We start from the raw sequence: 21,086 nt of genomic DNA on the forward strand, positions 1-21,086 counted from the left end.
CCTGACGGTTACGGGCCGCTTGGCGGTTGTTTGCCGAGGCGTTCCGTTGGGGGCATTGCGCCGGGCGCCGGTGCGGGCCACAGTGGCCGGGAGGGCCGAGGCGGGCCTCGGCGAACCCGCTACGCGAGGAGTTCCGAGGATGACCAGGCTGCTGTTCCAGCTCATGAAGACCCTGATGGCCGTCGTCACGGCCCTGGTCCCCGCGTCGGTGTCGACCGTGGCGGCCGTGACCGCCGTGAGCGCGGCGACGGTCGCGGTCACCGCGAGCTGCGGCAACCCCGACGACGGTGATGACGGCAACGACGACGGCGGCAACGACAACGACGGCGGCAACGACGACTGAGCCCTCGCGCCCCTCGCCAAACCGGCGTTGGGGACGGCCTTTATCGGGGTGACCGGTTCGGCGGGGCCCGGTGTGGAACACGCGCCGCATGACGCCTGTCGAGACGCCGCTTCTGGCCGCCGCCGGAGAACCCGCGCCGGCCTTCTACGCCATGCTCGCCGTCGCGTTCGCTTTCGCGCTGGTCAACGCCGTGTACCCGCGGTTTCTGAGCTGGATCGTGCCGAACGCGGCGGCGCGGCGGCTGCGTTCGACGCCCGACGGCGGGCTTCCCGAGCCGTCGCGCCGCGCGCTGCTGCTGCAACGGCTCGCCGGGGTGGCCGGGATGGCGCTCGTCGCGGCCCTCGTGTTCGGGTCGGGCGGCGGCGGGACGCCGCCCGAATGGCTGTGGGGCGTGGTCGCCGTACCGGTCGGTCTCGGGTTCGCCCTCTTCAACCGCCGGATCGCGCACCACAACGCGCAGCGGATGCGTTCGCTGCTCGGCCGTGAGACGGGCCGCGCGGAGACGCTCTACGCACGGACGCTCTACGTCGTGATCGGGTCCTTCCTGGCCGTCGCCGGGGTGCTGGAACTGACCGGCGCGTGGTGACGCCCGCGGGCCGCGCCGGAGCGGGCCCGCGGGCGGTCGTTCAGCAGCGGGCGCACGCCGGTTTCCGCGGGTCGCCGTCCCTGTCCACCATGTGGCGCTTCTCCGGCAGGTCGGGCGCGGCGTCCGTCCAGCGGGCCTCCAGGATCACCGAGTACAGGACGAGCTGGCCCGGCCGCTCCCGGTACCGGGGGTCCGGCTGGGTGACCACGTCCTGGACGGCCAGCAGGCGGCCCGTGGCGGGATCCACGACGATCCGTCTCTCCCCGCCGGGCTCGGCGAAGTAGCGGGGCACCCGCATCGCCAGGGCCTGTCCCCGGCGCCCGCGCGGATCGGTGACCTGGCCCCGGGAGACCACCCCCGGCAGGGTCGCCAGCACCCGGAACGCGGCGGCGCGCACGGCGGGCCTGGCCGGCAGGTCGGTGAGCAGCCGGAGGGTGAAGTCGTACATCAGCCAGCCGTGCTCGGGGCCGCCGACCGGGAAGCGCCGGTGGCCCCCCTGCTCCATCCGGCGGATCACCTGCTCCATGTACGCCCTGAGCCCGGCGGGGTCGTCCGGCAGCCTCCGCAGGGAGCCGGGGGTCACCTGGACGGGCCCGAGGCGCCCGAACCAGCCGGGGCGCAGGCTCTTGGGAACGGCGTAGCGCTCCCCCGGCTCCGCCGGGACCGGGACCCCCTCGCCCGCGCCGGGCGGGGCGTTCCCCGTCTCGGTGGGACCGCTGTTGAGGGCGTCGCCGATGCGGGCGATCAGCCGCCACGAACGGGGCGAGCCGTCGCGTCGCCAGGCGGCCTCGTCGAGGGGCCGCCCGCCCAGCGGGCGTTCGATGGTCCAGGCGTGCTCGCGCCCGGACGTGGGGATCCAGATCTCCCGTTCGACCCGGCGGTCCACCAGGTAGTCCCGGTCCTTGACCGCCGAGTGGCCGCCGAGGATCCGCCGGGAGAACCAGTAGCGGCCCGAGGCGGGTTCGCGTTCGGCGGTGGTGGCGGCGGCCAGCAGGACCGCCTCGGGCGCCATGGCCCGCGGAGACGGCGCGGGCCGGGCGGAATCCCCGCCGGGCAGCAGCGCGACCGTCGCGGCGGTCGCGGTCGCGGCGGAGGTCAGGCCGAGCGCGAAAGGCAGCGCGCGGCGGCGCGGACCGGGGGCGCGGCGCGGCCCCTCGGTCATGCGCAGCCGGGCCGCGGCGACGGCGTGCGCGGACGGGGCGGGCGGGTCGTCGTAGAGCGCCCGGACACTCTGCAGGTCGTTCATGGCCTCTCCTGGTCGTCCAGCAGCGGGTTGGTCCCGCCCAGCGCCGTGCGCAGCTTCTTCCGGGCCCGGTTGATCCGGGAGGAGACGGTGCCGAACGGCACGTCCAGCGCCGTCGCGACCTCCTCGTAGGACAGCCCGCCCAGCACGACGAGCAGCAGCGCGTCGCGCTGGCCGGAGGGCAGCGCGGCGACCGCCCTGGCCAGGGGTCCCCGCGCGCCCTCCGCCGACAGCCGGGCGGTGAGCGCGTCCTCCTCGTCGAGCGCGGTGTCGCGGCGGTCCACCCGGTCGAGGGCGCGCAGCCTGCGGCGCTCGTCGCGGCGGTGGCGGCCGATCAGGTTGGTGGCGATGCCGTACAGCCAGGGCCGGGCGTTGGCGCGGCTCCCGTCGTAGGCGCCGCGGCGGCGGAACGCGATCGCGAACGTCTCGGCGGCCAGGTCGTCGGCCGTCTGGGCGCCGAGCCGGCGCGCCACGTACCGGTGGATCTCCGCGAAGTAGGCGTCGAAGATCTCCCCGAACCGTTCGGGCTCATGCCGGGACCGCTCGATGACCGCGGCGTCGTCCCTGGCGGGGACGGTGTCGGGGGGAGCGGTCAAGGGTGGCTCCTTCATGTGTCGCCTTGTCGTCGGCGTGGACAACGGACGCCTGTTGTTGTCCGGAGCGCGGCCCGCCTTCCCGGTCTCCTTCCGGGCACGCCGGAACGGCCGCCCCGCGCCGGGCGCGGGGCGGCCGTTCCGCCGGGCGGTCAGGGCCTCCGGGGAGGCGTCGGCTTCTCGTTCGTCCAGCCGACCTCCAGGTAGGTCGTGGAGCTGGTCCTCGGCAGGCCCTCGCGCGTTCCCTGGTGCAGGAGCAGCGAGGTGCGGGGGTCGAGGATGTACTGGACGCCCCCGGCCGTGAACCGCACGCCGGTCCGGCCGCGCGGGTCGCGCGCGGTGCCGCCGACCTCGACGGCCGAACGCCCGACCAGGGACCGGAACGCCGCCGCGCGCGCCCGGGGCGACAGCGGCGCCTGGGCGAGGCCCGCCACCAGCAGCGAGTCGGCCAGCTCGTCGGCGTACTCCCGGCTGCTCGCGGTCTTCGACGCGGCGCGGAGCGCCCACCGGCGGATCCCCTCCGGCGTCTCGGGCGCGCTCCGGATCTCGGCGAGGCTGAAGGGCCGGTCCTCGAGTTCGAAGGGGCGACCGCCGTTCGGCTGGTCCCCCTTGCGGACCACCGCGCGTCCCCGGTGGGGTCCGCTCAGGACCCGCACCCCTCCCCAGTAGGAGCCGTCCTTGCCGTACCAGGACTCCTGGACCTGCTCGTCGTTGATGTCCTTCTCCCGCATGGTCAGTTTCTGGATCGTCCGGACCCGCCAGTAGCGCCCGTCGGACGCCGGGCGGGACTCGGCGGCGGTCGCGGCGGCCAGCAGGGCCTGGTCGCCGCTCAGGTCCAGGACGGAAGCCGGGGAGCTCGGGGGGACGGTCGGCCGGGGCGGGGCGGCGTCCGGCCGCACGGCCACGACGACCGCCGCCGCTGCCGCCGCCAGGCCGAGGCCCAGCGCCGCCCAGCGCACCGCCCGCCCGGTCCGCCGCCGGGCGGGCGGTGCCGGACGGGACGGCTCGGTGCCGTCCGGGGAGCCGACCAGGACCAGCGGAGGCGCGGCGGCCTCGGGTTCCGCGGCGGCCATCGCGGTCAGGTTCGCGCGAACGGTGGCGGTGAAGGCCGGGGACGGGCCGCCCTCGTCCAGCAGCTCGTCGATCAGGGCGTCGGTGTCATGCATGGCGCTTCTCCTCGATACCGGTGGGGTCGATGCCGCCCAGCGCCTGCCGCACCTTGCGGCGGGCGCGGTGGAGCCGGGAGCCGACCGTTCCGCTGGGGATCTCCAGCGCCTGGGCGACCTCCTCGTACGCCAGGCCCGCGACCGCGACCAGCAGCAGCGCGTCCCGGTCCTCGCCCGACAGCCCGGCCAGCGCCGCCGCCAGTTGCGGGCGGACGCCCTGCGCGGTGACGCGGGCGGCGGCGCGGTCCTCGTGCTCCACCGCGCGGTCGCCGGGGCTGAGCCGGGACAGCAGCTCGTAGCGGCGGCTCTCGTCGCGGCGGTGCTGCCCGACGAGCCGCGTCGCGATCCCGTACAGCCAGGGCCGCACCGCGCCGCGCCGCGCGTCGAACCGGTCGCGTTTGCGGAACGCCGTGTAGAACGTCTCGGCCGCGACGTCGTCGGCGGCGTCCCGGCCGAGCCGGGCGGCGACGTACCGGTAGATGTCCGGGAAGTGCCGGTCGTAGATCACGGTGAACCGTTCCGGCTCACGGCGGGACCGGACGAGCACCGTGTTGTCGTCCACGGTGTCGGATCCGGGCGGAGCTGTCATGGGGGGCTCCTCGGGTCGGCGATTCTTCTCCCTTAGTCCGCACAACCGGTCGATCTTGTTCACGCGAACGGGCCTCCTCCGGAGATCGGAGGAGGCCCGCGGTGGACGCCCGGACTACCGGACCCGGTGGGCCCGGATGATCGTCTGGTCGACGCCGCTGCCGCCGTCATCGGTGGCGGCGACCCGCAGCGACAGCGCCTGGCCTGCGGAAACGACCGGAAGCTGGGCGGTGAAGCGGTTCCCCTTCCCGGTCGCGGGGACGGCCTTCCAGGTCGTGCCGTCGTCCAGCGACGCCCACACCTTCAGATCCCTCACCCTGGTGTTCTCCCCCTCGACCCGCGAGACGTCGAAGGTCGCGGGCTTCCCGGACGGTCTCCCGTTCAGGTCCAGCCCGAGGTCGTAGTCCACCTGGAGCAGCGGGACCTTCCGCTGCGACGGCGACGAGCGGAACGTCCACGCCGTGGAGGTCCGCACCGACACCGGAATGAACCCCGCGACGTCGTTGTCGTAGGTCAGCCGGTAGGTGCCCGCCCGCTTCGGCAGCGTGAAGTCGCCGAAGCTCGCGGCGCGCTCGCCGATCTTCCTGTCGCCCTCGTACAGCGTCAGGTTCCGCTTGAACGGGTGGTCCGAATCCTGCGGCCCGGGCCCGAAGTACCCGCAGTCGAACCCGTCCGGCCGCGCCTGGAGGTCGACCAGGGCGACGCGCAGGTTGCCCGGCGCGCGGGTGACCGGCGGCGGGGCGCAGGCGCTCGCGGTCAGTCCGTTCCCCGACACCGGGCCGGGGCGCAGCGGCTGGCGGCCCCAGGTGTAGGTGACGCTGGTGCCGGGCCTGCGCTCGGTGACCGGGAGCTGGTCCACCCAGTCACCGTTGTTGACCGCCTCCGGGAACGCCTCGTCGAGCCAGAGACCCGGCGTCAGGTGGTCGGTGCGGGTCGAACCCGCCGGGACCCGGCTTTCGGCCTCGAACCCGCCCAGCAGGCTGCCGTTCGGCGACAGCCCGTAGCGCTTCTCCGTCAGCCCCTTGGAGGTGTCGCCGTCGAACGCCGCGAACCGCTGGTGGACCCGCGCCATCCGCTCCCGCTCGGCGGGCGTGATCACGTGGCGCGGCGCGCCGGTGAACGGGTGGATCCCGTCGTAGACCGCGCCGTCGGCGACCTGCCGGGAGGAGAGGGTGGCGCTGAGGCTCCCGGTGCTCGCCTTACCCGTCAGCCGGGCGTACACGGGCTCCTTCGCGAGGTCGGTGCTGTAGACGCCCACCCCGGTCATGGCCTGGCCCGTCACGCGCTCGGCGGACAGGCCCAGCATCGTGGTCTCCGTCCGCGTCCCCTGCACGCCGACCGTGGCGCGCTCGGCGGACGCCCCGTCCAGCACGACGGTGCGGTCACGGTCGACGACCACCTCCGGCGTCCCGGCCACGGCATGGCCCTGGACGTCCCCCGTCCAGTCGTCCAGGGTGCCGAGCACGCTGTACCGGCCGCGCGGCACCCGGATCTTCGTGCTGCCGTCGGTGGTGGGCTCGATCGACTCGGCGAACAGCGCGAAGTCGTCCAGGTTGACCACGTTCGCGAAGGTGGACAGCTCCTCGACGGGCGTGCCCGGCGGCGGCGTGGCGACGACCGTGAGGGTGTGGCTCGGCGGTTCCACGTGGAACGTCACCGGGGTCCGCGTCCTGGCACCGCCGCCGTCGGCGACGACCTCGGCGGTGTAGAGCCCGGGGCGGAGCCTGCCGGGGGTCACCGTCAGCGTCGCGGTGGCGGTGCCGCCCGCGGGGACGGCCAGCCGGTCCGTCGACAGCTTCGCGGCGCCCGTGACGGTCTTGCCGTCACGGCCGAGGACGCGGACCGACAGCGCCGCCCGCACCGCGCCCGCCCGCGACGTCCAGCTCACGTTCGCGGTGAGCGCCGGGTACTTGGGGTGGGCGGAGGTTCCGGCGTGCGGCGCGGTCTGGAGCGCCACCAGCGGGGAGGTCACGGCGGTCCCGGCGTCCAGGCGGCCGGAGCCGCGCTCGAACGCGTCGCCCCTGATCGGGTCGGCCGAGCCGACCAGCGCGGCCTTGAGCCGGTCGAACGTCCAGTCCGGGTGCTTCTGGGCGAGCAGCGCCGCCGCGCCCGCCACGTGCGGGGCGGCCATGGAGGTGCCGGACGCCCTCGTGTGGCGCGCGTCCACGGGCTCGCCCATGGCCGTGCCCTTCGCGCGGGCGGCGACGATGTCCACGCCGGGCGCGACGATCTCGGGCTTGGCCGCGAACCGGCCGACGCGCGGGCCCCGGCTGGAGAACCCGGCCAGCGCGTCGGCCGCGTCCACCGCGCCGACCGTCAGCGCGGAGTCGGCCGTGCCGGGCGCGCCGACGGAGCCGATCCCGCCGTCGTTGCCCGCCGCGACGACGAACAGCGTGCCGTGCCTGGCGGCCAGCCCGTCCAGCGCCTTCGACAGGGGGTCGGTGCCGTCGGTGGGGCCGCCGCCGAGGCTCATGTTGACGATCCGGGCGCGGGGGGCGGCCCACTCCATGCCCGCGATGACGTTGGAGTCGCTGCCGTATCCCTGGTCGTCCAGCACCTTTCCGACCAGCAGGCCCGCCTCGGGCGCGACACCCCTGCGCGCCCCGCCGGAGGCCCGGCCGGTGCCCGCGACCGTGGCGGCGACGTGGGTGCCGTGGCCGTGCCGGTCCACCGCGTCCTTGGCCTCGCTGAAGTTCCGGGCCTCGGCGACGCGGTCCTTGAGGTCCGGGTGGGAGGTGTCCGCCCCGGTGTCGAGGACGGCGACCTTCACGCCGTTTCCGGTCGCTCCGGCCTTCCAGGCGGCGGGCGCGCCGATCTGGGTGAGGTTGCGGTCGAGCCGGGGGGCCGCGACGGTCGGCAGGGCCGTCGCCCGTACCCTGCGGTCGAGCCAGACGTGCCGGACGCCGACCGCCCGGCGGGCCGACAGCGCCGCGCCCACCCGGAACGCCTGGCCCTTGGGCTGGCGGGCGGCGACCGCGCCGATGCTGCGCAGCTCGCGGCCCTCGGTCAGGGCGCCGCCGAGCGCGGCGCGGGCCCGCACGCCCCCGTCGCGCCGCACGATCAGCGGCAGGTCCCGGCTGCGGGCGTCGTCGTACCCCTGCTCGATCAGGGAGGTGACGTCGAACAGCCCGGGGTCCAGCACCTTGCCGACCAGCCGGGCGACGTCGCCGGGGATCACGACGACGTGCCCGTCCGGGCGGATCGTGGTGTGGAAGGCCCGGGCGCCGCGCCCACGGGCGCGTTCGGTGGTCACCAGCGGCGCGCGGCGGCCCTTGACCGTCCGCAGGGTGACCACGTCACCGGTCAGCAGCGTGACCTTCCAGCTCCGGCCGGTCGGGAGCGGCGAGGCGGCGCCCGGCGCGGCCACCGCCCCTCCGGTGGGGACCGCGACCAGCGCCCCGGCGGCCAGCGCGGCGCCGAGGAGGGAGGCCGCGGTCCCGCGACGTCTGCGTTTCAAGGGGGGATTCCTTCCAGGAGGGGATCTCGGGGCGCGGCGCGCCCCGTGGGTATTGCTGAGATCCGCCGTTTTCTTTCCATCCGGTCCGGATCAGGGGTGGTGCGGGGTCTCGTTCGTCCAGCCGAGCGACAGGACCACCCGCTGGCCGTGGAGCGTGCCGGGGCGCATGCCCCGGTCCGCCTCGCCGGGGCGGACGACCACGTCCACGCCGGCCAGGATGCGGTGGGTCCCCGGCTCCAGGATCAGCTGGTGGTCGTCGACCGAGCCGTCCTCCGCGGGCGCGCCGCGCGCGACCAGGGCGACGCCCTCGCGTCCGCGCGGGTCCCTGACCCGGCCGATCGAGCGCACCCCGGGTTCGTCGGCCAGCAGCCGGAACACCCCCGCCCGCACCTTCGGGGAGAGCGCCTCGGAGGTGAGCAGCCGGGCGGCCCGCCGCAGCCGGAGGGCGGAGGTGTCGCGCTCCCTGGGGACCCCGTCCGGCTCCAGCCAGGGCGACAGGGCCCGGCGCAGCTTCCCGGGGTCGCCCGCGACCTTCCGGAGTTCGGCGTCGCTCGGGACCTCCCGGCACCCGCCCTTGAACACGAGCAGGCGCTTCGCCCGCTCGTCGGGACCGGCGCAGATCCTCGCCCAGCGGGCGTTCCGCGTGCGCTTCTGGGCCGGGGTGACGACGATCTCGGGCGTCCAGGAGGCCGGCGCGGCCCCGGTGGTGCGGCCGGGGACCGTGCTGAGGACGCTCGGCTCCCCGCCGGAGACCACCTTGAACGTCTTCGGGCCGCCCGCCTTCCGCCAGGCGGCCTCGTCCCGCGGGCCGAGGGGGCGGGCGCCCAGGTCGCGGACGTAGGTCACGTCCCGGTCGGCGTCCGAACGCGCCTGCCACCGGTCGGTGTGGGAGCTGTAGCCGAGCACGGTGTAGCCGCCGTCGGCCGGACCGACGTGGTAGGCCGATCCGTCCACCGTCTGGACGCGCCAGTAGCGGCCCGTCGGTTCCTTCTCGGCCTGCCGGGCGGCGGCGAGCAGCACGGTCCGCGCGTCCATCTCGACGGCCTGGGGACGGGGCGGCGCGGCCGGGGCGCCGTCGCCGAGCGCGGCCACGCCCACGGCGGCGGCCGCTCCGGCGGCGACCAGCCCGGCGAGCCCGAGCCGGAACCGGGGCCCGAAGGCGAGGCGGCGGGGGCGCCCGCCGGACATGTCCTCCTCCAGCCGGGCCAGGGCGCGGGAGCGGACGGCCCCGGACGGGGGCGGCGGCGGGTCCAGCAGGTCGCGGACCAGGTCGATCTCGTTCATGCGGGCGACTCCTCGGTGGTCAGCATCGGGTTGGTCCCGCCCAGCGCCTCGCGGAGTTCGCGGCGGGCCCGGTTCAGCCGGGAGGCGACCGTTCCCTTCTTCAGGTCCAGGGCGGCGGCGACCTCCTCGTAGGACAGGTCGGCGAGCGCGACGAGCAGCAGCACGTCCCGGTCGCCCGCCGGGAGCCGGGCGAGCGCGCGGGCCAGGTCGCGGCCGACCTCCCCGGCGCGCACCCGTCCGGTGACGTGCTCCTCGTGGCCGGGCGCGGGCCCCTCGGCCGGGGACCTGGCCAGCGCCCGGTAGTGGCGGCGCTCGGCGCGGCGGTGCAGGCCGACCACGTTGGTGGCGATGCCGTACAGCCACGGCCGCACCGGGCCCCGGCGGGGGTCGAAGCGGTCGCGGCGGCGGAACGCGGCCAGGAACGTCTCGGCGGCCAGGTCGTCGGCGGCGTCGGCGCCGAGGCGCCGCGCGATGTAGCCGTGGATCTCGTCGAAGTGGCGGTGGAAGACCTCGGCGAACGCCTCGGGCTCGCGCCTCGACCGCACGATCGCCGCGACGTCGCCGTCGGGCGGGCGGCTCTGGTCCATGGAGGGGGGTCCTTCCGGTGAGGAGGCTGGTCACCCCCTTCTCATCCGTAACGCCGATGCGTGTTCACGGTCGCGCCGTGTTTCCCCGGGAGCGGGTCGGGGACGCCTCGTCCCCTGGGTCGAGGCCGGGTCCTCCGGTGTGACGAAACCCCGGCCGGACGGGCCCGCGCGGGAACCGGAATACACCGCTCATACGTCCTGTTGTAGAGGTCAGCAGCAAAGTTGAGTCCGGTCGGCTCAAGTCATTTGACAAGAGATCGACCAGGGGGCAACCTGAGAAGCAGCAGAGGACTCGACCGGCCGCGAACCCACGGGGGCGGCGACCGGATCCCGATAGCGATCAGTTCGACGGAGGACGAGACATGGCACGTGCGGTCGGCATCGACCTCGGGACGACCAACTCGGTCGTCGCGGTACTGGAGGGCGGCGAGCCCACGGTCATCGCCAACGCGGAGGGGTCGCGGACCACGCCGTCCGTCGTCGCCTTCGCCAAGAACGGCGAGGTCCTGGTGGGCGAGGTCGCCAAGCGCCAGGCGGTGACCAACGTGGACCGGACGATCCGTTCGGTCAAGCGCGAGATGGGCACCGACTGGAAGACGACCATCGACGGCAAGGAGTTCACGCCGCAGCAGATCAGCGCGTTCGTGCTCCAGAAGCTCAAGCGGGACGCCGAGTCCTACCTGGGCGAGCCGGTCACCGACGCGGTGATCACCGTTCCGGCGTACTTCTCCGACCACCAGCGGCAGGCCACCAAGGAGGCCGGCCAGATCGCGGGCCTGAACGTCCTGCGCATCATCAACGAGCCGACCTCGGCGGCGCTGGCCTACCACCTGGAGAAGGAGAACGAGGCCACCATCCTGGTCTTCGACCTCGGCGGCGGCACCTTCGACGTCTCCCTGCTGGAGGTCGGCGACGGCGTGGTCGAGGTGAAGGCCACCTCCGGCGACAACCACCTCGGCGGTGACGACTGGGACAACGCCGTCGTCGACTGGCTGGTGGAGAAGTTCAAGAACTCCAACGGCGTCGACCTGTCCAAGGACAAGATGGCGCTGCAGCGGCTGCGCGAGGCCGCGGAGAAGGCGAAGATCGAGCTGTCCGGCGCGACCGAGACGCAGATCAACCTGCCCTACATCACCGCGTCCGCCGAGGGCCCGCTGCACCTGGACGAGAAGCTCACCCGCGCCGAGTTCCAGCGCATGACCGCCGACCTGCTGGAGCGGACCAAGGCCCCGTTCAACCAGGTCCTCAAGGACGCCGGGATCACCGTCAAGGACATCGACCAGGTCGTCATGGTGGGCGGCTCCACCCGCATGCCCGCGGTGTCCGAGCTGGTCAAGGAGCTGACCGGCGGCAAGGAGCCCAACAAGGGCGTCAACCCCGACGAGGTCGTCGCCATCGGCGCCTCCCTCCAGGCCGGCGTCCTGAAGGGCGAGGTCAAGGACGTCCTGCTGCTGGACGTGACCCCGCTGTCGCTGGGCATCGAGACCAAGGGCGGCATCTTCACCAAGATCATCGAGCGGAACACCACGATCCCGACCAAGCGGTCGGAGACGTTCACCACCGCCGACGACAACCAGCCGTCCGTGGAGATCCAGGTCTACCAGGGCGAGCGCGAGATCGCCGCGTACAACAAGAAGCTCGGCACCTTCCAGCTCACCGGCCTGCCGCCGGCGCCGCGCGGCGTCCCGCAGATCGAGGTCACCTTCGACATCGACGCCAACGGCATCGTCAACGTGTCGGCCAAGGACCTCGGCACCGGCAAGGAGCAGTCGATGGTCATCACCGGCGGCTCGGCGCTGCCGAAGGACGACATCGAGAAGATGATGCGCGAGGCCGAGCAGTACGCGGAGGAGGACCGCCGTCGCCGCGAGGAGGCCGAGGTCCGCAACCAGGCCGACTCGGCCGCCTACGGCACCGAGAAGTTCCTCAAGGAGAACGAGGACAAGGTCCCGGCCGAGCTGAAGTCCGAGGTGGAGGCCGCGGTCGCCGACGTCAAGAAGGCCCTGGAGGGCACCGACGTCGAGGCGATCAAGACCGCCAACGAGAAGCTCGCGCAGGTCAGCCAGAAGATGGGCGCGGCGATGTACGCCCAGGCCCAGCAGAGCGGCGAGGCCGCCGGGGCGAGCGCCGACGGCGGTCCGACCGCCGACGCGCAGGACGCCAAGGACGACGAGGTCGTCGACGCCGAGATCGTGGACGAGGACAAGCCGAAGGGTGGTGCCTCGTGAGCGAAGCGAACCAGAGAACACAGCACCTTAGGACACGCGGTGACGAGCCGCTAGGCGAGGAGGCGTCGTGACCTCTGACTCTTCCTCTGAAAAGGGCGAGGAGCGTGAGGGCCCGGTGATCCGCGACAAGCGACGCATCGACCCCGAGACCGGCCAAGTCCGGGAGCAGGCGGAGACGCCCGCTCCCGCGGCCCCGGCCGGCGGGGAGCGGCCCGTCGCGGACGGCGAGGCCGCCGCGCTCAAGGAACAGCTGGCCGAGCGCACCGCCGACCTCCAGCGGCTCCAGGCGGAGTACTCCAACTACCGCAAGCGGGTCGAGCGCGACAAGGGCACGATCCGGGAGCTGGCGATCGGCAACGTCCTCCAGGAACTGCTGCCGATCCTCGACGACATCGGCCGCGCCCGGGACCACAACGAGCTGGTCGGCGGGTTCAAGTCGATCGGCGAGGCCCTGGAGTCCACGGTCGGCAAGCTCGGCCTGGAGAGGTTCGGGGCGGAGGGCGAGCCCTTCGACCCCACCGTGCACGAGGCGCTGATGCACTCGTACTCGGCCGACGTGACCGAGACGTGCGTGGCGACCGTGCTGCAGCCCGGTTACCGCATCGGGGAACGGGTCCTGCGTCCGGCCCGCGTCGCGGTCGCCGAGCCGGACCCGAACGCCGAGTCCGCCGACTCCACCGGGTCGACGGGCGAGTGATCCGGACCCGGGCGGTCCCTCCCCGTGTGGGCGGGGGGCCGCCCGGGGCACGTACGACACGTACGGGCATGACGCTGACCGAGACAGCAGAGAGCGGGGCACAGTGAGCACCAAGGACTACCTGGAGAAGGACTACTACAAGGTCCTGGGTGTCTCGAAGACGGCCTCGCAGGACGAGATCAAGAAGTCCTACCGCAAGCTGGCGCGCCAGTACCACCCGGACGCCAACAAGGGCGACCGCGAGGCCGAGGAGAAGTTCAAGGAGGTCTCCGAGGCGTACGACGTCCTGTCCGACGAGAAGCGCCGCAAGGAGTACGACGCGGTGCGGTCGATGCCGGGTGGTTTCCGCGGCGGCCAGGGCGGCGGCTTCGGTTTCGACCTGGGGGACCTGTTCGGGCAGACCGGGGGCACCGCGAGCGGCGCCGGGGACAGGCTGGGAGACCTGTTCGGCGGGCTGTTCGGCGGGCGCGCCGGCAGGACCACCACCGGGACCCGGCGCCCGCGCCGGGGCTCGGACGTGGAGACCGAGGTGACGCTGTCGTTCGGCCGGGCGCTGAGCGGCGTCACCGTTCCGATCAAGCTGACCAGCGAGGCGGGGTGTCCCACCTGCCACGGCACCGGCGCCAAGGCCGGGACCGTGCCGCGGGTGTGCCCGGGCTGCGAGGGCACCGGGCAGGAGACGCGCAACCTCGGCAACTTCGGGTTCCAGGAGCCGTGCCACATCTGCCACGGCCGGGGGCTGGTCGTCGACGACCCGTGTCCGACCTGCCACGGCAGCGGCCGGGCCACCGGGACCCGCACCATCCAGGCCCGCATCCCGGCGGGCGTGGCCAACGGGCAGAAGATCCGCCTGCGGGGCAAGGGCGCGCCGGGCGAGAACGGCGGCCCGGCGGGCGACCTGTACGTGAACATCAAGGTGCTGCCGCACCGCGTGTTCGGCCGCTCCGGCGACAACCTGACGCTGACCCTGCCGGTCACGTTCGCCGAGGCCGCGCTGGGCGCGGAGGTGAAGGTGCCGACGTTCCAGGGCCAGCCGGTGACGCTGCGGCTTCCGGAGGGGACCCCGAACGGCCGCACCCTCCGGGTGAAGGGACGCGGCGCGACCCGGCGCGACGGCACCAAGGGCGACCTGCTCGTCACGGTGGACGTGCAGGTGCCGAGCAAGCTGGACGACACGACGCGCAAGGCGCTGGAGGCGCTGCGGAAGGCCGAGGACGGCGCGGACCTGCGCGCCGACCTGCTGCAACAGGCGCGAGAGGAGTAGCGGTCGGATGCTCGGCGGCGCCATGTCGTCCGGACTGGCGGGCGCCGGGCGCGCGGTGACCAGGACGACGAGGGAAGACGGCGCGGACCGGCGCCGACGAGCAGCGAGCGGAGCGAGCCATGGACACTGACCCGTTCGGCGACGACACTCCCGTCTACGTGATCTCGGTGGCGGCGCAGCTCTCCGGACTGCACCCGCAGACGCTGCGCACCTACGACCGGATGGGCCTGGTCTCGCCCGGCCGCACCGCCGGGCGGGGGCGCCGCTACTCCATGCGCGACATCGTGATGCTCCGCGAGATCCAGCGGCTCTCCCAGGAGGAGGGCATCAACCTGGCGGGCATCAAGCACATCCTCGAACTCCAGCGCGAGAACATCCGCCTCGCCGAGGAACTGGTCAAGACGCGGGCCGCGCTGGAGGACCTCGCCAACGAACTCGAATCGACCCGGGCCGTCGCGGCGCGGCTGGCGCAGCAGCGGCGGCGGGGGGACTCCGGCGACTCCGCGGGCACCGACCTGGTGCCGATCCGCCGCACCAGCGTCGTGGTGTGGCACGAACGCGGCCGCCGGGACTAGAAGGCTTTCGCACGGGGAGCGCTGACGGACATGGACACCAAGCTGACGTTGAAGAGCCGGGAGGCGGTGACCGTCGCCATCCGGCGGGCCTCCTCCGAGGGGCATCCGCAGATCGAGCCCGCGCACCTGCTGGCGGCGCTGCTGGCGCAGCCGGAGGGCACGACCGTTCCGCTGCTGGAGGCGGTCGGCGCGGACCCGAACGCGGTGCGCCGCGAGGTGGAGGAGCAGATCGCGCGGTTCCCGAAGGCGAGCGGGTCGACCGTTCCCGAGCCCCGGCTCTCCGGGCAGCTCAACCGGGTGCTGGCGACCGCGGGGCACCGCGCCGAGGAGTTGCAGGACGAGTACGTCTCCACCGAGCACCTGCTGGTGGGGCTGGCCGCCGACGGCGGTCCGGTCGCGGACCTGCTGAAGCGGTACGGCGCGTCGCCGCAGGCGCTGCTGGACGCGTTCGAGAAGGTCCGCGGCCACCAGAAGGTCACCAGCGAGAACCCCGAGGAGACCTACCAGGCGCTGGAGAAGTACGGCGTCGACCTGACCGCCGCCGCCCGCGAGGGCAAGCTCGACCCGGTCATCGGGCGCGACACCGAGATCCGGCGCGTGGTGCAGGTGCTGTCGCGGCGCACCAAGAACAACCCGGTGCTGATCGGCGAGCCCGGCGTCGGCAAGACCGCCGTCGTGGAGGGCCTCGCCCAGCGGATCGTGGCCGGGGACGTTCCCGAGTCGCTGCGCAACAAGCGGCTGGTCTCCCTGGATCTCGGCGCGATGGTCGCGGGGGCGAAGTACCGGGGCGAGTTCGAGGAGCGGCTGAAGGCCGTCCTGACCGAGATCAAGCAGAGCAACGGGCAGATCGTCACGTTCATCGACGAGCTGCACACCGTCGTCGGGGCCGGTGGCGCCGAGGGCGCGATGGACGCCGGGAACATGCTCAAGCCGATGCTGGCGCGCGGCGAGCTGCGCATGATCGGCGCGACGACGCTGGACGAGTACCGGGAGCGGATCGAGAAGGACCCCGCCCTGGAGCGCCGGTTCCAGCAGGTCTTCGTCGGGGAGCCGTCGGTCGAGGACACCATCGCGATCCTGCGCGGCCTGAAGGGCCGCTACGAGGCGCACCACAAGGTGCAGATCAACGACTCGGCGCTGGTCGCCGCCGCCACCCTGTCGGACCGGTACATCACCGCGCGGTTCCTGCCGGACAAGGCGATCGACCTGGTGGACGAGGCCGCGTCCCGGCTCCGCATGGAGATCGACTCGCGGCCGGTCGAGATCGACGAGCTCCAGCGCGCCGTCGACCGGCTGAAGATGGAGGAGCTGGCGCTCGCCAAGGAGACCGACGAGGCCTCCAAGCAGCGGCTGGAACGGCTCCGCCGCGACCTGGCCGACCGGCAGGAGCAGCTGAACGCGCTGGTCGCCCGCTGGGAGCGGGAGAAGGCCGGGCTGAACCGGGTCGGTGAGCTCAAGGAGCGCATCGACCAGCTGCGCGGCGAGGCCGAGCGCGCCCAGCGCGACGGCGACCTGGAGACCTCCGCCCGCCTGACCTACGGCGAGATCCCCACGCTGGAGAAGCAGCTGGAGGAGGCGTCGGCGCAGGCCGAGAACCGCGACGCGATGGTCAAGGAGGAGGTCGGCCCCGACGACGTCGCCGACGTGGTGGCGTCCTGGACCGGCATCCCGGCGGGCCGCCTGATGGAGGGCGAGACCGCCAAGCTGCTGCGGATGGAGGACGAGCTCGGCAGGCGCCTGATCGGCCAGCGGACGGCCGTGCAGGCGGTGTCGGACGCGGTGCGCCGCGCCCGCGCCGGGATCTCCGACCCGGACCGGCCGACCGGCTCGTTCCTGTTCCTCGGCCCGACCGGCGTCGGCAAGACCGAGCTGGCCAAGGCCCTGGCGGAGTTCCTGTTCGACGACGAGCGGGCCACCACCCGCATCGACATGAGCGAGTACTCCGAGAAGCACTCGGTGGCCCGGCTGGTCGGGGCGCCGCCCGGCTACGTCGGCTACGAGGAGGGCGGCCAGCTCACCGAGTCCGTCCGGCGCCGCCCGTACTCGGTGGTGCTGCTGGACGAGGTGGAGAAGGCCCACCCGGAGGTCTTCGACATCCTCCTCCAGGTGCTCGACGACGGCCGTCTCACCGACGGTCAGGGCCGCACCGTCGACTTCCGCAACACGATCCTCATCCTGACCTCCAACATCGGGTCGCAGTTCCTGGTCGATCCGACGCTGGAGAACGGGACCAAGCGCGAGGCGGTGATGAACGCGGTGCGGGCGTCGTTCAAGCCGGAGTTCCTCAACCGCCTGGACGACGTGATCCTGTTCGACGCGCTGTCGACCGACGAGCTGACGCGGATCGTGGACCTCCAGGTGGACCGGCTGGCGGCGCGGCTGGCGGACCGGCAGCTCACGCTGACGGTCACCCCGGCGGCGCGCGAGTGGCTGGCGCTGACCGGCTACGACCCGCTGTACGGCGCGCGTCCGCTGCGCCGCCTGGTGCAGACCGCGATCGGCGACCAGCTCGCCCGCGAGCTGCTGTCGGGCAAGGTCCGCGACGGCGAGGAGGTGGTGGTGGACCTCGACGAGGCCGCCGACCGGCTGACCGTCGGCCCGGCGGGGACGGTGACCCTCACCAAGTGACCCTCACCGAGTGACCGGAAGGGGCCCCGGACGGCGCGTCCGGGGCCCTTCCGCGGTCACCGGCCGGTGCGCGCGCCGAGGACGGTGAGGACGGCGGCGGCCAGTCCGGCGCCCGCCGCCGCCAGCGCCGCGCCGTCGGCGCCGAACGCGTCCGACAGCGCGCCGAACGCGAACGGCGCGACGGCCGCGCCGGAGAACACGCCGACCTGGACGGTGTGCCCGGCGTTCTCGGCCCGGCCGGGCAGCAGCCGGATCACGGTGGCGAGCAGCAGCCCCGTCCACCCCCATCCGGCGGAGAACGCCAGCACCGCGCCCACCAGGAACGCCGCCGGGTGCCCGAGGGCGACGAGCGCGAGCCCGGCCGCCCCGGCGGCCATCATCGCGGCGATGACGGCGGGGTTGTGCCGGGGCGCGCGGTCGGTGAGCCCGCCCGCGGCGAGCCGCACGGCGATGGCGAGCAGCGCGCTGAGCGACAGCAGGTTCCCCGCGACCGCGCCCGCGATCCCGGCGTGGCCGGCGAGCGTCACGAAGTAGGTGGCGACGGCGTTGTTCCCGGCCGCCGACAGCGCCGCCGCGACCGCCCAGAGCCGCAGCGTCCGGCCCGCTCCGGCGTTCGCGGGGTCCGGGGCGCCCGGTCGCGGCGCGGCCGGGGCGGCGGCCGGGACGCGGGTCAGCGGGGCGAGGGCCGCCGGGAGCAGGGCGATCACGGCGGCGGCCGCCATCGCGGCGCGCCAGCCGTGGGCGGGCAGGACGAACGCGACCAGCATCCCGGGGATCAGGGTGGCGGCCCCCAGGGCCGCGCCGACCAGGCCCGACGCCAGGGAGCGGCGGTGCTCGGGGGCGCGGGCGGCGATCACGCGTCCGGCGGCGGGCTGCACCAGGGCGTTGGTCAGGCCGCCCGCCGCCAGCGCCGCGAACAGCACCGCCGCGTGGGTCGCCAGGGAGACGGCCAGCAGGGTCGCCGACGCCGCGAGGGCGGCGACGGTGAGCGCGGTGGGCACCGGGAGGCGGGCCGCCAGCCGTTTGGCGAACGGCGAGCCGAGCGCGGTGGCGGCGTAGAAGACGCTCATCGCCAGCCCCAGCGTCAGCCGGGAGACGCGCAGGTCGGCGGCGATGGGAGCGGTGAACGCGCCCACCGTGAAACCGGGCGTGACGGTGACCGTCGCGGTGAGGGCGGCGGCCGTCACCGCGGGCCAGAGGCCCGCGGCGCGAGCGGGGAGGGCGAAGGCCGTCATGCCGCGCTCTCCCGGTCCCCGCCACGGACACGGGCGGAAACGGCGGCCCCGCGTCGCGGCCCGGCGGCCCGCGACACGGAAGCCCGGGACGAAGCGGTCACGCCACCGGCTCCCAGTGGCCGTCGCGGACGCGGCCGAAGGGCACGTCCGCGAAGTGGACGCCGAAGCCGAGCGTGCCGGGCTCGGAGAGCTCGGCGACCAGGAGGGCGCGTTCCTTGGCGGCCAGCTCCGGGTCGTGGTCGACGGCGGCGGACCAGTCGGGGCGGGTGGCCTGCGCCGGGGAGTGCAGGGCGTCGCCGAACGCGAGCAGGCGCCGCCCGCCGGAGGTGATCTCGTAGACGGTGTGCCCGGGGGTGTGCCCCGCGGTGATCCGGGTCCGGACGCCGGGGAAGATCTCCTCGCCGTCGGTGAAGGTGCGCACGCGGGGGGCGAGGGCGTCGAGGGTCTCGGCGGGGGTGCCGTGCTCGATGGCGTGCTCGCGGTCGGCCCACTCGGGCGCGGCGACCAGGACCGTGGCGAAGCGGTCCTGCCAGCCGAGGTGGTCGGGATGCAGGTGGGTGATCGCGACGGCCTCGACGTCGGCGGGGGCGCGGCCCAGGGCGGCGAGCGAGTCGGGGAGCGCTCCGCTGCGCACCGCGCCGGTCAGCGCGTTGGCGGGGTCGTCGGGGATGGTGACGGGGCCGAAGCCGGTGTCGATGAGCAGCGCGCGGTCGCCGTGCTCGACGAGCAGGCCGCCGAGGCTGGCGACCAGGTTGCCGTCGTCGGCGAGGTACTCGGGGCGGGCGGCCCAGTCGGCGTCGGTGCTGGCGGGGAACCAGCCGCGCGGCTTGAGCCGCACGTCGCCGTCCGGGACGTAGGTGAGCCTCAGGTCGCCGAGGGTCAGGGTGCGCGGGCCGGACGGGGTGATGAGGCGGTTCGTCGTCATGGCCGAGAAACTTACAACTCGAATCATTCTAATTGCAACTGTTTCAGCTTGATGTACTCTTGGTGCATGACGCCTGATCGCGAGGAGCTGGCCGTCGCCGAGCGCGAGCTGTGCGGCCTGGTGAACGGGCTCTCCCAGCGGATCGAGGGCCATGTCCGCGTCCGGGCCGCCACGCTCGGCCTGACCGCGCCGCAGGCGACCGCGCTGCGCGAGCTGACCGGCCCGATGAGCCTGCGGGAGCTGGCCGAACGGATGAGCTGCGAGCCCTCCAACGCCACCTTCGTCGCCGACAAGCTGGAGAAGCAGGGCCTGGTCACGCGGCAGCCGCACCCCACCGACCGGCGCGCCAAGCGGCTCGTGCTCACCGAGAAGGGCACCGAGCTGCGCGAACGCCTGCTGACCATGCTGATGGAGGACTCCCCGCTCGCCGGGCTCTCCCCCGACGAGCAGCAGACGCTGCACAGGCTGCTGCTCCGCACGGCCGGAAGCTGACCGGGGTACTCAGCCTGGACTGAGTACTTCGCCCGAATCGCCCCGGCACGGCCTCTGCCAGGGTGGGCCCATGGCGCGATGGAAGCTCGTTCTGGTGCAGCTCGCCGGGGTGTGGGCGTTCGGCTCGGTGCTCACCGGGATGCTGGTCATGGCGTTCGTCATGGCCCTGTTCGGCGCCCCGCTGATCGGGCTGGCGGTGGCCGTGCTCGGGGTGGCCGGGCTGGTGTTCGCGGGCACGGTCACGGCGGACGCCTCACCGCTGACCCGCGCGCGGGGCACGCGCCTGCTCTGGGCGGTCCTGGTCTTCGCCGGCGGCGCGGCCGGGCTGGGGTCCGGCGCGTACGCCGACTCCGCGCTGAAGCTCCCGTTCGGCGAGAACGAGCTGGTCGTCGCCGTGCTGGGCGGGCTGCCGTTCGCGCTGGCGGCGGCGCTGCTGGCGGTGTGGTGGACGGCGGTGCCGACGCTGCTGGTGGTCGTCGCCGTGGTGGGGGGCGCGGTCACGGTGATCGACGACCGGAAGGACGCCACCGCCTACGCCGGCCACCTGGAACGGCTCGGCGTGCCGCGCGAGCTGCTGTTCACCACCCGGGTGGCGGGTTACCGGCCCGAGAGCGTCTCGGTGATCACGGCCCCGAAGCTGACGCTCAGGTCCGTCGCGGCGGGCGCGCCCGCCCCGGCGTACTACGGGGCCGACCACATCACGGTGCGGGTGGAGCGCGGAACGTTCCCGGCCGCCGACTGCCGCGCCCGCCTGGTCACCGACCGGGGAGAGGCGGGGCGCCCGTCCTGCGCCGAGGAACGGCCGGGACTGTGGCGCCGCACGGGCACGATGGCCGGGAGGCCGGAGTGGGGCTGCCCCTGCGGACTGCGGGAGTACGTGCTGCGGCGGGGGCCGCTGCTGGTGCGCGCCTCCGCCACCGACGGCGTCGCCGCCGCCCTGGTCCGCGACGCGGCGCTGAACGCCCGCCCCGCCACCGAGACCGAGGTCCGCGCGGCGCTGAACGCCATGTACGGGCCGCCCGGCCGCTAGCGCGTCGCCTCGATGGCCGAGTGGGTGATCCGGGTGACGGGGTTCTCGGGCGGCTGCGGGATCACCGCGGAGACCGCCACCCCCGTGGCGACGACCAGCGCCATGGCCGCCCGACGCCGCAACCTCGACGGCCGCCGCCCGTCCACGTCGTTCTGGACCGCCATG

Annotated in this window: 19 protein-coding genes; 9 read left to right on the plus strand and 10 right to left on the minus strand. The window is 74.3% G+C overall.

Features of this window, described 5'->3' with window-relative positions:
* The first annotated feature begins 139 nt into the window (after positions 1–139).
* Positions 140–343 carry a DNA primase gene (locus tag HNR61_RS08615; protein ID WP_246442366.1) on the plus strand — a complete coding sequence of 68 codons (204 nt, stop codon included), beginning with the start codon at positions 140–142 and terminating at the stop codon, positions 341–343.
* An 88-nt stretch (positions 344–431) separates the two neighbouring features.
* Entirely contained in the window at positions 432–929 is a 498-nt protein-coding gene (locus HNR61_RS08620; RefSeq protein WP_182842596.1) for a DUF6199 family natural product biosynthesis protein, read from the plus strand.
* 40 nt (positions 930–969) lie between these two features.
* Here HNR61_RS08620 and HNR61_RS08625 read toward each other — a convergent pair whose 3' ends face one another.
* The 7 genes from HNR61_RS08625 to HNR61_RS08655 form a co-directional block, all read right to left on the minus strand.
* Positions 970–2,175, minus strand: coding sequence for a CU044_5270 family protein (locus HNR61_RS08625; protein WP_182842597.1), 1,206 nt, complete (start codon positions 2,173–2,175; stop codon positions 970–972).
* Positions 2,172–2,768, minus strand: a complete 597-nt coding sequence (locus tag HNR61_RS08630) for an RNA polymerase sigma factor (RefSeq protein WP_246442368.1) — start codon at positions 2,766–2,768, stop codon at positions 2,172–2,174. The genes HNR61_RS08625 and HNR61_RS08630 overlap by 4 nt, the downstream gene beginning before the upstream one ends.
* Positions 2,769–2,917: 149 nt before the next feature.
* Entirely contained in the window at positions 2,918–3,931 is a 1,014-nt protein-coding gene (locus HNR61_RS08635; protein WP_182842599.1) for a hypothetical protein, read from the minus strand.
* Positions 3,924–4,520: an RNA polymerase sigma factor gene (locus HNR61_RS08640; protein WP_182842600.1), complete on the minus strand. Its 597-nt coding sequence runs from the start codon at positions 4,518–4,520 to the stop codon at positions 3,924–3,926. Before HNR61_RS08640 ends, HNR61_RS08635 begins: the two co-directional genes overlap by 8 nt.
* Positions 4,521–4,634: 114 nt before the next feature.
* A complete protein-coding gene (locus HNR61_RS08645; RefSeq protein WP_182842601.1) occupies positions 4,635–7,976 on the minus strand; it encodes a S8 family peptidase in 3,342 nt (1,113 codons plus the stop codon).
* Between the two features lie 90 nt (positions 7,977–8,066).
* Positions 8,067–9,260 (minus strand): CU044_5270 family protein, encoded by a 1,194-nt coding sequence (locus tag HNR61_RS08650; protein WP_182842602.1) that lies wholly within the window; start codon positions 9,258–9,260, stop codon positions 8,067–8,069.
* Positions 9,257–9,847 carry an RNA polymerase sigma factor gene (locus HNR61_RS08655; protein ID WP_182842603.1) on the minus strand — a complete coding sequence of 197 codons (591 nt, stop codon included), beginning with the start codon at positions 9,845–9,847 and terminating at the stop codon, positions 9,257–9,259. Before HNR61_RS08655 ends, HNR61_RS08650 begins: the two co-directional genes overlap by 4 nt.
* Positions 9,848–10,209: 362 nt before the next feature.
* Between HNR61_RS08655 and dnaK the strand changes: the two genes are divergently transcribed.
* The 5 genes from dnaK to clpB all read left to right on the plus strand — a co-directional run bounded on the left by dnaK (position 10,210) and on the right by clpB (position 17,239).
* Positions 10,210–12,075 carry a molecular chaperone DnaK gene (gene dnaK, locus HNR61_RS08660; protein WP_182842604.1) on the plus strand — a complete coding sequence of 622 codons (1,866 nt, stop codon included), beginning with the start codon at positions 10,210–10,212 and terminating at the stop codon, positions 12,073–12,075.
* Positions 12,076–12,142: 67 nt separating this feature from the next.
* Positions 12,143–12,772, plus strand: coding sequence for a nucleotide exchange factor GrpE (gene grpE / locus HNR61_RS08665; RefSeq protein WP_182842605.1), 630 nt, complete (start codon positions 12,143–12,145; stop codon positions 12,770–12,772).
* A 103-nt stretch (positions 12,773–12,875) separates the two neighbouring features.
* Positions 12,876–14,036: a molecular chaperone DnaJ gene (dnaJ, locus tag HNR61_RS08670; RefSeq protein ID WP_182842606.1), complete on the plus strand. Its 1,161-nt coding sequence runs from the start codon at positions 12,876–12,878 to the stop codon at positions 14,034–14,036.
* A 119-nt stretch (positions 14,037–14,155) separates the two neighbouring features.
* Positions 14,156–14,611, plus strand: coding sequence for a heat shock protein transcriptional repressor HspR (locus HNR61_RS08675; RefSeq protein WP_182842607.1), 456 nt, complete (start codon positions 14,156–14,158; stop codon positions 14,609–14,611).
* A 30-nt stretch (positions 14,612–14,641) separates the two neighbouring features.
* Positions 14,642–17,239 carry an ATP-dependent chaperone ClpB gene (clpB, locus tag HNR61_RS08680; RefSeq protein WP_182842608.1) on the plus strand — a complete coding sequence of 866 codons (2,598 nt, stop codon included), beginning with the start codon at positions 14,642–14,644 and terminating at the stop codon, positions 17,237–17,239.
* A gap of 56 nt (positions 17,240–17,295) precedes the next feature.
* Here the strand turns inward: clpB and HNR61_RS08685 are convergent, their stop codons facing one another.
* Positions 17,296–18,474 carry an MFS transporter gene (locus HNR61_RS08685; protein ID WP_182842609.1) on the minus strand — a complete coding sequence of 393 codons (1,179 nt, stop codon included), beginning with the start codon at positions 18,472–18,474 and terminating at the stop codon, positions 17,296–17,298.
* A 97-nt stretch (positions 18,475–18,571) separates the two neighbouring features.
* Positions 18,572–19,399, minus strand: a complete 828-nt coding sequence (locus HNR61_RS08690) for an MBL fold metallo-hydrolase (RefSeq protein ID WP_182842610.1) — start codon at positions 19,397–19,399, stop codon at positions 18,572–18,574.
* Positions 19,400–19,465: 66 nt separating this feature from the next.
* On the opposite strand from HNR61_RS08690, the gene HNR61_RS08695 reads away from it, so the two are divergent.
* Together HNR61_RS08695 and HNR61_RS08700 are read left to right on the plus strand one after the other, a co-directional pair.
* Positions 19,466–19,891, plus strand: a complete 426-nt coding sequence (locus HNR61_RS08695; protein WP_182842611.1) for a MarR family winged helix-turn-helix transcriptional regulator — start codon at positions 19,466–19,468, stop codon at positions 19,889–19,891.
* Positions 19,892–19,961: 70 nt separating this feature from the next.
* Positions 19,962–20,921 (plus strand): hypothetical protein, encoded by a 960-nt coding sequence (locus tag HNR61_RS08700; protein ID WP_182842612.1) that lies wholly within the window; start codon positions 19,962–19,964, stop codon positions 20,919–20,921.
* On the opposite strand, the gene HNR61_RS08705 is transcribed toward HNR61_RS08700, so the two are convergent.
* Positions 20,918–21,085 (minus strand): hypothetical protein, encoded by a 168-nt coding sequence (locus HNR61_RS08705; protein WP_182842613.1) that lies wholly within the window; start codon positions 21,083–21,085, stop codon positions 20,918–20,920. The two genes, HNR61_RS08700 and HNR61_RS08705, sit on opposite strands and share 4 nt — an antisense overlap.
* Position 21,086 lies beyond the last annotated feature (1 nt).

The sequence above is a fragment of the Actinomadura kijaniata genome, from assembly GCF_014138665.1.
Taxonomy (GTDB): domain Bacteria; phylum Actinomycetota; class Actinomycetes; order Streptosporangiales; family Streptosporangiaceae; genus Spirillospora; species Spirillospora kijaniata.